This is a genomic window from Halonotius roseus (genome assembly GCF_006861655.1).
Taxonomy (GTDB): Archaea; Halobacteriota; Halobacteria; order Halobacteriales; family Haloferacaceae; genus Halonotius; species Halonotius roseus.
In genome coordinates this window covers 340,643-353,371 of the sequence record NZ_SESI01000002.1, presented here as the reverse complement: position 1 = coordinate 353,371, position 12,729 = coordinate 340,643, and the positions used below count along the sequence as shown (strand labels likewise).

Annotated in this window: 13 protein-coding genes and 1 other RNA gene; 8 read left to right on the top strand and 6 right to left on the bottom strand. The window is 64.7% G+C overall.

The genetic code is table 11. From position 1 onward, the window contains the following. Positions 1 to 103: 103 nt before the first annotated feature. A complete protein-coding gene (gene pdxS / locus EWF95_RS07835) occupies positions 104 to 1,012 on the top strand; it encodes a pyridoxal 5'-phosphate synthase lyase subunit PdxS (RefSeq protein ID WP_142443512.1) in 909 nt (302 codons plus the stop codon). A 104-nt stretch (positions 1,013 to 1,116) separates the two neighbouring features. Here the strand turns inward: pdxS and EWF95_RS07830 are convergent, their stop codons facing one another. The 5 genes from EWF95_RS07830 to carA all read right to left on the bottom strand — a co-directional run bounded on the left by EWF95_RS07830 (position 1,117) and on the right by carA (position 4,275). Further along, a complete protein-coding gene (locus EWF95_RS07830; protein ID WP_142443511.1) occupies positions 1,117 to 1,992 on the bottom strand; it encodes a homoserine kinase in 876 nt (291 codons plus the stop codon). Between the two features lie 84 nt (positions 1,993 to 2,076). Then, positions 2,077 to 2,325: a hypothetical protein gene (locus EWF95_RS07825; protein WP_142443510.1), complete on the bottom strand. Its 249-nt coding sequence runs from the start codon at positions 2,323 to 2,325 to the stop codon at positions 2,077 to 2,079. Between the two features lie 94 nt (positions 2,326 to 2,419). Beyond that, positions 2,420 to 2,644 carry a hypothetical protein gene (locus EWF95_RS07820; RefSeq protein WP_142443509.1) on the bottom strand — a complete coding sequence of 75 codons (225 nt, stop codon included), beginning with the start codon at positions 2,642 to 2,644 and terminating at the stop codon, positions 2,420 to 2,422. Positions 2,645 to 2,752: 108 nt separating this feature from the next. Further along, positions 2,753 to 3,145 (bottom strand): DUF5778 family protein, encoded by a 393-nt coding sequence (locus tag EWF95_RS07815; RefSeq protein WP_142443508.1) that lies wholly within the window; start codon positions 3,143 to 3,145, stop codon positions 2,753 to 2,755. Between the two features lie 68 nt (positions 3,146 to 3,213). Further along, positions 3,214 to 4,275 (bottom strand): glutamine-hydrolyzing carbamoyl-phosphate synthase small subunit, encoded by a 1,062-nt coding sequence (gene carA, locus EWF95_RS07810; protein ID WP_142443507.1) that lies wholly within the window; start codon positions 4,273 to 4,275, stop codon positions 3,214 to 3,216. 96 nt (positions 4,276 to 4,371) lie between these two features. On the opposite strand from carA, the gene EWF95_RS07805 reads away from it, so the two are divergent. From EWF95_RS07805 to EWF95_RS07790, 4 genes are all read left to right on the top strand, one after another. Then, entirely contained in the window at positions 4,372 to 4,785 is a 414-nt protein-coding gene (locus EWF95_RS07805; RefSeq protein WP_142443506.1) for an Lrp/AsnC family transcriptional regulator, read from the top strand. Positions 4,786 to 4,982: 197 nt separating this feature from the next. Further along, positions 4,983 to 5,552: an NUDIX hydrolase gene (locus tag EWF95_RS07800; protein ID WP_142443505.1), complete on the top strand. Its 570-nt coding sequence runs from the start codon at positions 4,983 to 4,985 to the stop codon at positions 5,550 to 5,552. Between the two features lie 31 nt (positions 5,553 to 5,583). After that, entirely contained in the window at positions 5,584 to 7,206 is a 1,623-nt protein-coding gene (locus EWF95_RS07795) for an Hvo_1808 family surface protein (protein WP_142443504.1), read from the top strand. A gap of 54 nt (positions 7,207 to 7,260) precedes the next feature. Continuing rightward, the gene (locus tag EWF95_RS07790; RefSeq protein ID WP_142443503.1) at positions 7,261 to 8,433 is read left to right on the top strand and encodes a nicotinate phosphoribosyltransferase; all 1,173 of its coding nucleotides are present in this window, start codon (positions 7,261 to 7,263) and stop codon (positions 8,431 to 8,433) included. Between the two features lie 18 nt (positions 8,434 to 8,451). On the opposite strand, the gene EWF95_RS07785 is transcribed toward EWF95_RS07790, so the two are convergent. Continuing rightward, the gene (locus EWF95_RS07785) at positions 8,452 to 9,054 is read right to left on the bottom strand and encodes a TIGR00296 family protein (RefSeq protein ID WP_120103433.1); all 603 of its coding nucleotides are present in this window, start codon (positions 9,052 to 9,054) and stop codon (positions 8,452 to 8,454) included. A gap of 146 nt (positions 9,055 to 9,200) precedes the next feature. Here EWF95_RS07785 and rnpB point away from each other — a divergent pair. The 3 genes from rnpB (at position 9,201) to pepF (ending at position 12,729) form a co-directional block, all read left to right on the top strand. Then, positions 9,201 to 9,576, top strand: an RNA gene (gene rnpB, locus EWF95_RS07780) — RNase P RNA component. 60 nt (positions 9,577 to 9,636) lie between these two features. Beyond that, entirely contained in the window at positions 9,637 to 10,494 is an 858-nt protein-coding gene (truA, locus tag EWF95_RS07775) for a tRNA pseudouridine(38-40) synthase TruA (protein WP_142443502.1), read from the top strand. A gap of 426 nt (positions 10,495 to 10,920) precedes the next feature. After that, complete coding sequence (pepF, locus tag EWF95_RS07770; RefSeq protein ID WP_142443501.1) at positions 10,921 to 12,729, top strand: oligoendopeptidase F; 1,809 nt, start codon at positions 10,921 to 10,923, stop codon at positions 12,727 to 12,729.

Genomic DNA, 12,729 nt, shown 5'->3' with positions numbered 1-12,729 from the left:
GATCATCTGAAAACGACCGGCTTCTGTTTGGACTATTACTTCCTGTCTGCCTCGCTACCTGCAAAAAAACACCCGTTAAGTGCGTTCGTCCCCAACCACATATATGACAGAGGCAACCGATTTAGAGACGCTGCGGCGTGGCACGTCGCTGGTCAAACGCGGCTTCGCACAGATGCAGAAAGGCGGCGTCATCATGGATGTCGTCAACCGCGAACAGGCCCGGATCGCCGAGGACGCCGGCGCGGTCGCGGTGATGCATCTCGAATCCGTCCCCGCCGACATCCGCAAACGCGGCGGCGTCGCCCGGATGGCCGACCCCGGCGCGCTCGAAGCGGTCGCCGAGGAGGTCTCGATCCCGGTGATGGGCAAATGCCGGATCGGCCACACCGCCGAGGCACAGATTCTCGAAGCGGCGGGCGCGGATATGATCGACGAAAGCGAGGTGCTCACCCAAGCCGACGACCGCTACCACATCGACAAGGAGGAGTTCACCGCACCGTTCGTCTGCGGAGCCCGAAATCTCCCAGAAGCTCTCCGCCGGATCGATGAGGGCGCGGCGATGATCCGCACCAAGGGCGAGGCCGGCACCGGCGACGTGAACCAGGCGGTCACCCACCAGCGCAACATCCAGCGATCGATCGGCAAGCTCACCGGGATGGCCTACGAGGAGCGCGACGAGTGGGCCCGCGAACACGGCGCGCCGCGGGAGCTCGTCCACGAGACCGCCGAGATGGGCCGGCTCCCCGTGGTCAACTTTGCCGCCGGCGGGATCGCCACGCCCGCTGACGCCGCGCTGATGATGCAGCTCGGCTGTGACGGCATCTTCGTCGGCTCCGGCATCTTCGGTGCGGAAAACCCGCCGGCGATGGGCTCGTCGATCGTTGAGGCGGTCACCAACTACGACGACCCCGAGACGCTGAAGGAGATTGCCAAAGATCCCGGCAAGGGGATGCGCGGGCAGGCGAATGTCGATCTCGACGAGGATGAAAAGCTGCAGGGCCGCGGCGTCTGAATTGCAACAGCAACATTGTTGACGTGCTGTTTTTCGTCGTGCTGTTCGCTTTGTTCTCTCCTTCGCTTCTGTTACTCGCCTCTGAGTGACAACGAGTCCACGAGTTACAGAATCGTCGCGCCGTCGCTGACCTGCGTCTGATAGACGCGGGCGTCGACCTCGTGGTCGTCGAAGGCTGTCAACATCGCCCCGCCGACGGCTCGCCGATCGCCCTCGTGACAGACCGCCAGCACCGACGGGCCGGCCCCGCTGACGGTCACGCCGGTCGCGCCGGCGTCGATGGCGGCCTCCCGCACCGTGTCGTAGCCGGTGATCAACTCGGCGCGAGCGGGCGTCACCAGCGGATCATCCATCCCGCGGCCGACGAGATCAGGGTCGCCGCGACACATCCCGACGGTCAGCGTCGCCGCGTTGCCGACGGTCTCGACGACCTCCGACATCTGTGCGGTTTCGGGGACGACCCGGCGGGCATCCCGCGTCGAGACGGCGATCTCCGGCAGGCAGGCGACAAGCGAGATGTCGGTGCTGACGGATTCGACCCCGTCGGCGGTGGCGATGGTAAACCCGCCGAGGATCGAGGGGGCGACGTTGTCGGCGTGGGCCGTCCCGGAGACGACGGCCTCGCCCTCGGCAGCGATGGGGACAAGCTCGGCGCGGCTGAGCCCCCGGTCGTAGAGCTCGTTGAGCGCGACCGCTGCCCCGGCTGCCGACGCCGCCGACGAGCCCAGCCCCGAGGCCGGCCGGACGCCCTTGTCGATCTCGATGTGGGCCGGCGCGTCCAAGGCCTCAACGACCGCGCCGACCGTGTTCTTCTCGGGATCGGTCGGGATATACTGGCTGCCGACCCCGGTGATGTCGATGGTCGTTCGTTCGGCGCGTTCGACCCGGATGATGTCGGCCGGCCGGTCGAAGGCGACGCCGAAGACGTCGAAGCCGCTGCCGAGGTTCGCGCTCGTCGCCGGTGCCCGAACCGTAATCATGCGTTGGGGTTATCGCAGTCGCCCGAAAAAGGTAGCGAAGCCGGCCGCCGCCGGCCGGTGGCTGCCGTCGTGTGCATCGGCCCGTCACTCGCGGGCGGTAACGTAGACCATCGGTCCGATGACCAACAGCGTCAACCCCAAAAAGAGGTAGACGTTTGGCAGCAGCGACGCCGGCGTCAACACGAAGATCACGCCAAACAGCATCGTGTTGGCACCGATCACCTGTTGTGATTTCAGGGGGAGTGCACCGAGTGTCGTTAGGACGAACCCGAGCAGCAGGATCTGCCCGATGTTGTAGTTGATCAGGATCGCGTCGATGAATAACGGCAGCATGCCTAGTAGGAGGTGTCGCTGAAACGCGCATTAAAGTTCCGTTCTTCGTCGCCGTGCTCCCCGGTGTGTCGGTCGCAAACCTGTGTTGGAACTGTCATCCCTCCGGGCCGGTGATATCCAGTGGCCGGATCCAGCCGTACCAGACGACGACAACCATCCCGCCGTAGCCGGCGATGTAGACGAACTCGCCCAGCGTCGTGAACCCGAGCTGGCCGAGGCTCCACCGGGCGACCCCGGAGCCGGCGACGCCGACGAGCAACACCGTCGCCAACAGCAGGGCATCCGTGCTGAGAAACTCTCGCAACGTCGTCTCTGCCATACCACCTGTTGGGTCGCCAGCCTACTCAACCTCTCGGTTATCGTCGACACCGAACCCCTTCGGCGATCGACTACGGCACCGTCGACACCAACCCTTTTCGGCGATCGACTACGGAACCGGTGTCACCGACAGATCGCGGTTCTCGATCGCTTCGATGATCCCCTCGTGATCCGCGGTCGCCTCGTAGTAGAATATGAGATGAAACCGACCGTCCCGCAGCAGCTGCTGGCACTCCCAGACAAACTCGTCGTCCGCTAAGGTACGCCCGTGGAACTGATTGGAGGCGAACTCGGGGTCGTCGTTGCCGGCGTAGATGTAGCTTTCGCCCTTGTTGGTGTGGTCGGCGATCACGTCGTTGAGATCGACGGTGAGCTCCTGCATTTCGAGATCCTCCTCACCCGACAGCTCGGTGTGGACAATCACACCAACCAATTCGATGTCGCCGGGCTCAAGCAGTGCCTTGGTTCGCTCGTAGAGATCCTGATCGAGGATGTCCGCCATGCTGTCGGCAACTCGGGAGGGGAACAGTAAACGACTGCCGATCTTCGCCGCTCGTTCGACGCCGCGCCTCAGTCGGCGGTGACGGCCGACTGCGTGTCGACCATCGCCAACACGTCGTCGAAGAAGCCAAGCGAGTCGTGTGGGCCGGGGTTGGCCTCAGGATGGTACTGGCGGGTGATGATCCCGCGCTCGTCGTCGGCCAGCCCCTCGGCGGTGTCGTCGTTGACGTTGCGCTGGGTGACCTCAAGATCGCCCGGGTCGGAGACGGTGTACCCATGGTTCTGGGTCGTCATCACGACCTGTTTTGTGTCGAGGTCGATCACCGGTTGGTTGACGCCGCGGTGGCCGAAGGCCATCTTCTCGGTGTCGCCGCCGAAGGCGCGGGCGACGATCTGTTGGCCGAGACAGATGCCCGCGATCGGGAGCTCGCCGGCGAACTCCTCGACCAGCGACTGGGTGTTCTGGAAGTTCGCGGGGTCGCCCGGGCCGTTCGAGATGAACAGCACGTCAGGGTCGAGCTCGCGGATCTCCTCGGCGGCGGTCTGACACGACAGCACGTGAACATCCGCGCCGCGCTCGGTGAGCGAGTCGATGATCGACCCCTTCGCGCCACAGTCGATGAGGGCCACGTCGGCCTCGCCGCCGCCGCGGTGGACGGTCGTTTCGGTCGTCGTCACCTGCTGGCCGATCTCGGTGTGGTCGCTCATCTCCTTGCACTCCGCGAGTTCGGCTTTGGCGTCCTCGGGGGTCACGTCCTCGCCGGCGGCGATCCCGCATTTCATCGCGCCATCCTCACGGATGGAGGTAACGAGATCCCGCGTTTCGATGTGGTCGATGGCGGGGACACCCTCAGATTCAAACCACGTCGCCATCTCGTCGGTGAACTCGCGGGCGATAGCGGCACGCGGGTGGATGCGACTGGACTCAAAGCGGTCGGCCCGTACGCCGTAGTTGCCGATCAACGTGTAGGAGAAGGTGAGCACCTGCTCCTCGTAGGAGGGATCGGTGAGGCTTTCCTCATAGCCTGTATAGGCGGTCGTAAACACCAGTTCGCCGCGGGTGGTGCCCGGTGCGCGACAGCGCGCCTCCAGCACGCGACCGTCGGCCAAGGCGATGTAGGCGTCTGACATTACGAGATACGTATCGACCGTCGCTAATAAGTGCGTCGTTCGAAGGTTCGTTACGAAATTCGTAATCGGTAAGGGGCTGCCGGCGCATCTCACGGCATGGACGATCTCGACCGGCAGATCCTCTCGATCCTGCGGCGGGACGCCCGGACGCCCTACACCGAGATCGCCGACGAGATCGGCACCTCGGAGGGCACCGTGCGCAACCGCGTCGATCGACTCACGGGCGAGGGGATCATCGAGCGGTTCACCGTCACCACGCGAACCGGGAACGTGAAGGCGATGATCGAGGTCTCGGTCGATATGAACGTCACCACCAGCGAGGTCTCCGAGCGGATGGCCGACTGGGAGGAGGTCGATTTCGTTTGGCAGGTCTCAGGGGAAGACGATATCGTTCTCGTCGTCGACTGTGTCGACACCCAAGCCGTCAACGACCTCATTAGCCAGGCCCGCGAGTTAGACGAGGTCAAAGGGACGAAAACACGGCTGATCCTCGATGAACGACTCGGGTAGCGACACGAAAGAATCTTGTCAGCTTCCGGTTATCTCGTGTTATGAGCGATGAGGAAACCGACGACAGCGAGTCGCGGTCGTGGTACGAATGGGTGTTCGATGCGATTCTCGAACTGCTGAGTCTGTTTTGAGCCGGCAGCAATGGGTTCCGACGCGGTATCGAACCCTTATTGACCCCGCTGTGTGCATACAAACCTATGAGTGCTGACGACGCCGGCGACGACCGCCACGAAAACGCCGGCCAGGACGTGATCGCCGTCGACGCCGACGACACCGAACAGGAGCTGGTCAACCGCCTTGCGGCCCACACCGGCGATGGGATCCGCCATCGGGCGTTTACCTGCCTCGTCTTCGACGGCGAGGGCCGACTCCTGCTCGCCCAGCGCAGCCCTGAAAAACGCCTCTGGGATACCCACTGGGACGGCACCGTCGCCTCCCATCCTGTCGAGGGCCAAAGCCAGGTCGACGCCACGGTTCAGCGACTCGAAGAGGAACTCGGCGTGACCCCGGATCAGTACGACGAGGTTGAGCTCACCGATCGCTTCGAGTACAAACGCTACTACGAGAACGCCGGCGTCGAGTGGGAGGTCTGTGCAGTCCTGCAGGTGACCCTCGACGATACGACGCTCGATCCCGACGAGGAGGAGATCGGCGGACTACTGTGGGTCGACTACGACCATCTCCACGAACACCCTGAGTGGTACCGCCAACTGCGGCTCTGTCCGTGGTTCGAGATCGCTATGCGCCGGGATTTTGCGGCCGAGTAACGCTCTTGAGGCCCGCCCGTCTGTGATCGGTATGGATCGCCGCGGTCGATCGCTGCTCGTCGTCGCCCTCGCTGTTCTCGCCATCGGTGCGCTCGTTCCAGCAACAGCAGCGGCAACGACACCCGCGACAGCAGCAACGTCGACAGCGGCAGCGACAACCACAGCAGCAACGACAACAGCAGCAACATCGGCAGCGACACCAGCGACAACGACAACAGCAGCAACGTCGACAGCGACACCAACGCCGCCGGCGACAACGCCGACCAACCACTCCACAAACACCAGCCTCGGCTGTGTCGATGGGATCTGTCATGACGATCCGATCAACGTCACCCAGGTCGACGGGCTGGATGCCGCCGAACGCGACCGCCTGCTCGCCCGCTCGATGGCCCGCGTCGAGTACCTCCGCGGCGAGCCGTTCACCGAGTCGGTACCGGTTCAGGTCGTCGACAGCGAGACCTTCGGCCGCGAACAGTTGACACCCAACAGCTCCGACCCGCGATACACCCGCTGGAACGATCAGGTCTGGAAGGCCCTGTTCATCGTCGGCGACAACACCAGCACGCAGACGGCGATCACCGAGACGCTGACCGGCTCGGTCAACGGGCTCTACAGCCCGAGGCGGGATGAGATCGTCATCGTCGCCGACGACCCCGAGTCCCCGCGGATCAGCGAGGCGACATTGATCCACGAGCTAACCCACGCCCTCCAGGATCAACGCCACGATCTCACCAGCCCGCGGTTCAGCGGCGACACACAGGATGCCGATCTGGCCGTGACCGGCCTCTATGAGGGCGAGGCCGGCTACATCGAAGCCCTGTACAGACAACGCTGTGACGACGACCGCTGGCGGTGCCAGCGAGCCTCGCCGACCAGCGGCGACGGCGGGGCGACCAACCGCGGAATCCTGACGGTCGTCCTCCAGCCGTACTCCGACGGCCCGGGGTACGTCCACGAGATCGTCACCACGGAAGGCTGGGCGGGTGTCGACGAGCGGATGGCCGACCCCCCGACGACGACAAGCGAGATCATCCACCGCGAACCGATCGATCCCCACTCGGTCGACCCGCCGTCGACGGCGACCGCCGGCTGGCAACGCTACACCGAGCCGGGCCGCAACGGCACGGAGGTTGCCGGCGAGGCGTCGATCTTCGTCATGTTCTGGTATCAGGCGACGACCGCCCGAGCCGACACCGTCGATCCGGGCACCCTCTATGAATCTGAGGGCGAGTATGACAGTCGAACCTACAGCGCGCCACCCTCCGACGGCTGGGCTGGCGACGCGCTCGTCCCCTACCGCCGCGGCGACGATGACGGCTACGTCTGGACGACCGAATGGGGCACCCCGGGCGATGCCGCCGAGTTCCACCGCGCCTATACAGCGATTCTCACGGCGCGCAACGCAACTGCAACCGACCCCGGGATCTACGAGCTTGACGACGCTTTCGCCGGGGCTTACGGGATCGAACGCGACGGCACCCGGGTGCGGATCGTCCACGCGCCGACGACCGACGGGCTTCGAGAACTCGATCCTGGGCTCGAACCGTCGGCGACAAGCGATCAGATCCCCGGCTTCGGCATCGCTGGCGCGCTCCTCGCGCTGCTCGCTGCCGGGTGGGCCCTCGCGTGGCCGGCCACGAGACAGCGGGAGTGACGACAGCGGCCCGCGGGCCACCGGGCTTTTTGTGACCGCCGCCGAAGCCGGGCTATGCGCGACCTCGATTTCGATATCATCTCGCCCGAGGCGATCCAGCGCGGCCGGGCGACCGACGCCTACTTCGAGCGCACCGACGCCGCGCTCAACCATGCTGATCGCAACCCTCGGGTCGTCGCCGAGGTGACCGCCGACCAGTTCCCGACCGGCGAGTTCGAGCTGCTCGCGGGTGTGAAAGACGTCGCCGCGCTGCTGGCCGACCACGCGATCGATGTCGACGCGATCCCGCCGGGCCGCTGTTTCGACGGCGGGCCGGTCATGCGAATCGAGGGGTCGTATCTCGATTTTGCCCGGCTGGAGACCGCGCTGCTCGGCTTTCTGTCGCATGCCTCGGGGATCGCCACCGCCGCCCGACGCGTCCGGGAGGCCGCCCCTGATTCGCCGGTGTTGTCGTTCGGGGCGCGTCACGTCCACCCCTCGATCGCGGCGGTCGTCGAGCGATCCGCGCTGCTAGCCGGCCTTGACGGGTTTTCCCACGTTGCTGCCGGCGACCAGATCGACCGTGAGGCCAGCGGGACGATGCCGCACGCCCTCCTGCTGTGTTTCGGCCGCGGCCAGCAGGAAGCCGCCTGGCAGGCCTTCGATGCCGCGGCCGGCGACGATGTCCAGCGGATCGCGCTCTGTGACACGTTCAGCGACGAGGTTGACGAGTCGCTCCGGGCGGCCGACGCCCTCGGCGACGCCCTCGATGGGGTGCGGCTCGACACCACCGGCTCCCGTCGCGGCGACTTCCGGCATATCATCCGCGAGGTTCGGTGGGAACTCGACGCTGCCGGCCACGAAGATGTTGATATCTTCCTCAGCGGCGGGCTCGGCGTCGACGACCTTCGGGCGTTGCGCGACGTTGCCGATGGGTTTGGGGTCGGGAGCACGATCTCGAATGCTGATCCTGTCGATTTCGCGCTCGACATTGTCGAAGTCGACGGCGAGGCGATCGCCAAACGCGGGAAGCTCTCGGGCGTGAAATCGGTGTACCGGACAGCCGACGGCGGCCACCATATCGGCCACCGCGCGGGCGACCCGCCGGTCGACGGCGAGCCGCTGTTGGAGCCGCTCATCCGCGATGGCGACGTTGTCGACGACTTCGACCTATCCTTATCGGGGGCCACCGAGCGGGCGGCGCGCGACGCGTCGCTGGTCGGAGTTGGTCGGACAGACCGTCCGTAGAACGCTCGCGTCGTGCAGTTAGAGTGCTTCGACGCTGCCGCCGTCAGGTCGCTCGCGGAAGACTTGGCCTTCGAAAAGAGTGATCATCGTATCGTCGTCCTGCCAGGCAACCGGGGAGACATTCGCCTTCTTGCAGACTAAGGAGAGATATTTTTCCTTGCTCCAGTTTTGCTCGACGGGGAGTGTCGGGTAGAGCCACGCGTGGTCGTTGCCGGTGTCGAGGGCGACGCCGTGGGTGCCGAGCTCGATATCCTCGATCGGATCGTTTGTCAGCAGCGTGTTGCTGACGACACAGACCGAAATCGAGAGGTCGGAGAGCTCCTTCGCGCCGATCTCCGAGCCCGCCGAATCCGACGAGGCGGCCTGGATCGCCGCGTCGACGATGGCGTGGCCGAGCTGGTCGTCGGTGCGATACGCGCCGGCACAGCCGCGGAGTTGCCCTCGTCCACGTGTTGATTGGATGCGGACGAAGGCTCCCGTTCGGGCATAGAAGGCATCGCGCATGCTCCCTGGGTGTTCGCGTTGGCCATGAAGAACGTACGATTCGACTGCTTCCCGTGCAAGCTCGACCGCTCGTGCACCGTCATCATAACTCAGCTGAACGGTCTGTGCCTCGGACATAGACGTATGCATGAGGGCTGCCGACTTCAATTCTTCCCATTCGTTGTGGATGGATCGGGATCGACGACCAACCGCCCCACCGAACCGTTTATCCGACCGCTGAGCCCATATCAATCGGGTAGAGAGAGCCCGATCCCCGTGGGCGCGGTGCCAGCGGGCACCCATGTGGTGCCGGCGGGCACCCCCATGAGGAAAGTCCCCCCACCGTTCGGACAGGTGACCGGGCGCAAGCCCGGAGTTGGAGACGGCTGGCTCTGAAACAGCAACGAGACCCCCTGCCCCGACCGATGAGGTGCGCGAACCGATCCGTAAGGAAAGGGAGTTAATCCACCGAGGAATGCGGTGTTTCACCGCGCGACGGGCAGGAACGGATGGAACGGTGAATCCTCACCGGTGCAAGGTCGCGTCAGGCGGCCGATCGGCCACGCGGTGTGGTCGCCGGCCGCCGAGGTAGTCCGAACACGACGCGGCTGCTTAGCCGAATGTCGGGTCGAAACAGAAGGGGGCTTACTCCTCTCAACCCGGATAACTTCGTGAGCGACAGGTGAACCCTTTTCGCTGCCGCGCCGAAACGAACAGCCGATGCGAGCGTTCCGCCTCGCCTACGACGGCCGGCCGTTCTACGGCTTCCAGCGACAGCCGTCGGTGCCGACCGTTGAGGGCGCGCTGTTCGACGCGCTCCGGGAGCTGTCGATTCTGCCGCCGGAAGCCGACAAACCGACCGGCTACGCCGCGGCGGGCCGCACCGACGCCGGTGTGTCGGCGCTCACCCAGACGGTCGCTTTCGAGCCCCCTGACTGGCTGACGCCCCGCGCGCTCAACAGCGAGCTGCCGGCGACGATCCGGGCGTGGGCCAGTACCGATGTTGCCGACGACTTCCATGCGACCCACGACCCGACCCGGCGCGAGTATGTTTACCACCTCTATGCACCGCAAGAGATCGGCGACGACGGCCGAACGCTCGACGGCCGACCGACCATCGACGACGACCGCGCGGCCAACGCGGTCGACGCGCTCAACGGCCGCCACGATTTTCACAACTTGACACCGGACGAGGCCGGCACCGAACGCGACCTCACCGCCACGCTCGACCGCGATGGCGACGTGCTGGTGCTCACCGTCGCCGCCGGCGGCTTTCCGCGCCATTTCGTCCGCCGATTTGTCGCCGTCGTGCAGGCCGTCGGTGGTGGCACCAAGTCGCTATCGTGGATCGAGCAACTGCTCGGCGACGATCCGGTCGACCCGCGGCCGCCAACAGCGTCGCCGGAACCACTGGTGTTGTCGGCGGTCGACTACCCGGGTGTCGATTTCGAGCGCGACCCACAAGCCGCCGCCAGCGGTGTCGATGCCTTTGGTGAGCGCGCGCTGGATGCGTTTGTCGGCCACCGTGTCAGTACGATCTTGGCTGATCACCTCAACGATACGGCCGTGTTCAGATAATCCGAGGAAACTGGAACCGTCTCGAAAGCCCCCGGCGTCTCGACTCCCGGGACTCGCTGCGCTCCTCGTCGTTCGCGTTGCTCACTCCTGCGGTGTCTGCTCACGGCTTCGCCGTTCGCATGGGCCGAGGCGCGCCGCGCCTCGCGGCTTGCATCGTCCGGGTTCGCCGACCCGCCGGCCCCTTTCAGTCCCACCCAACTGCGGCTGCTTGGCCAACCGATGTGGGCGGGACTGAAAGGGGCGACGCGCTGGAGGAAGGCGGGCGACGCAAGCACCACAGCGAACGCAGTGAGCGAGGAGCGCAGCGAGCCCCCCGACTCCAGCGCGTCGGGGCTTTCGAGGTGTTTTCAATCCAATCGCACTACGCTGAACAGTACCAACGAGACGGAGGACAACCTTTAGGCGCGCTGTCGGCCACCCTCCTGTATGAGTACGGTGCCCGAACGCGGCGAGATCGACGAGCAACACAAGTGGCAGCTGGATTCGATTTTTGACTCCGACGACGCGTGGGCCGAACACTTCGAGACGGTCTCCGGGCGGATCGAGGAGTTGGCCGCCTACGAGGGCCGGGTCACCGAGAGCCCCGAGACCCTGCTGGAACTGCTCGAACTCCGTGAGGAGATCATGCGCGAGGTCGCCCAGCTGTCGGTCTATGCGAGCCTTCGATCCAGTGAGGATACTCGAAATCAGGAGTATCAGGCACTCTCGGGGAAATCTGAAGCCCTTTCTTCGGAGGCCTCCAGTGCAACCTCCTACATCGAACCTGAGCTGCAGGAGTTGACCGCGGACGACATCGAGGCGTTCATCCATGAGGAGCCAGCCCTCGCCGAGTACGAACAGTTCTTCGACGACGTGCTTCGGGGCAAGCCACACACGCGCTCGAAGGAGGTCGAAGAGCTGCTGGCGGAGCTGGGTGAGGTCACGTCGTCGCCGAGTGAGATCTATTCGATGTTGTCGAACGCCGACATGGAGTTTCCGACCGTCGAGGATCCCGACGGCGAAGACATCGAAATCAGCCAGGCCAACTTCACGACGCTCCAGAAACACGAGAATCGCGCCTTTCGCCAGCGCGTCCATGAGGCCTACTACGACGAGTGGGAGACCGTCCGCAACACCGTCGGCACGTCGCTGAAAAAACAGGTTCGCAAGGACGTGAAAGTTGCCCGCGCCCGGAACTACGAGACCGCCCGGGAGGCCGCTCTCGATGGGCCGAACGTTCCGGTCGCCGTCTACGACACGCTCGTCGAGACGGTTCACGACAATCTCGATTCCCTCCACCGCCATGCCGAGATCAAACGCGACGCCCTCGGCGTCGACGACCTCCAGATGTGGGATCTCTACACCTCGATCACCGGCGAGGAGGGGCCAGATGTCGAATACGAACAGGCGAAGGAGTGGATCATCGAGGCGGTCGAGCCGTTAGGCGAACCTTACCGCGACCGACTCGCCGAGGGCCTCGATAGTCGCTGGGTCGACGTGTATGAGAACCGCGGCAAACGCTCCGGCGCGTTCTCCTCGGGCACCTACGACACCCAGCCGTTCATCCTGATGAACTACCAGGACGACATTTCCTCGATGTTTACGCTGGCCCACGAACTGGGCCACTCGATGCACTCGGAGTTGGCACAGGAGGCCCAGCCGTGGCACGACGCCGGCTACGAGATCTTTGTCGCCGAGGTCGCCTCGACGGTCAACGAGACGCTGCTCACCCAGCACCTGCTGGATACTGTCGACGACGATGAACTCCGGCTGCACGTCCTCGACGAATATCTCGAACGATTCCGCTCGACGCTCTACCGGCAGACGATGTTTGCGGAGTTCGAACAACAGATCCACGAACGCGCCGAGAACGATGAGCCGTTGACGCCGGACGTGTTCGACGAGATCTACGGTGGGCTCAAAGCCGACTACTACGAGCCGGCCGTCATCGATGATCGGATTCAACGCGAATGGCAGCGGATCCCCCATTTCTACTACAACTTCTATGTCTACCAGTATGCGACCGGGATCTCCGCGGCAGTCGCTATCGTTGACGGGATTCTCGGCGATACAGATACCCACGCAGTGAACGAGTCGGCTGCTGCCGACTACCGCGAGATGCTGGCCGCCGGTGGCAGCGTCTATCCGATCGAGGCGCTCGAACTCGCTGGCATCGATATGACGGCCGCCGACCCCATCGAGTCGGCTCTCGGCGTCTACGACACGTATCTCGACCGGATCGACGAGCTTCGCTGA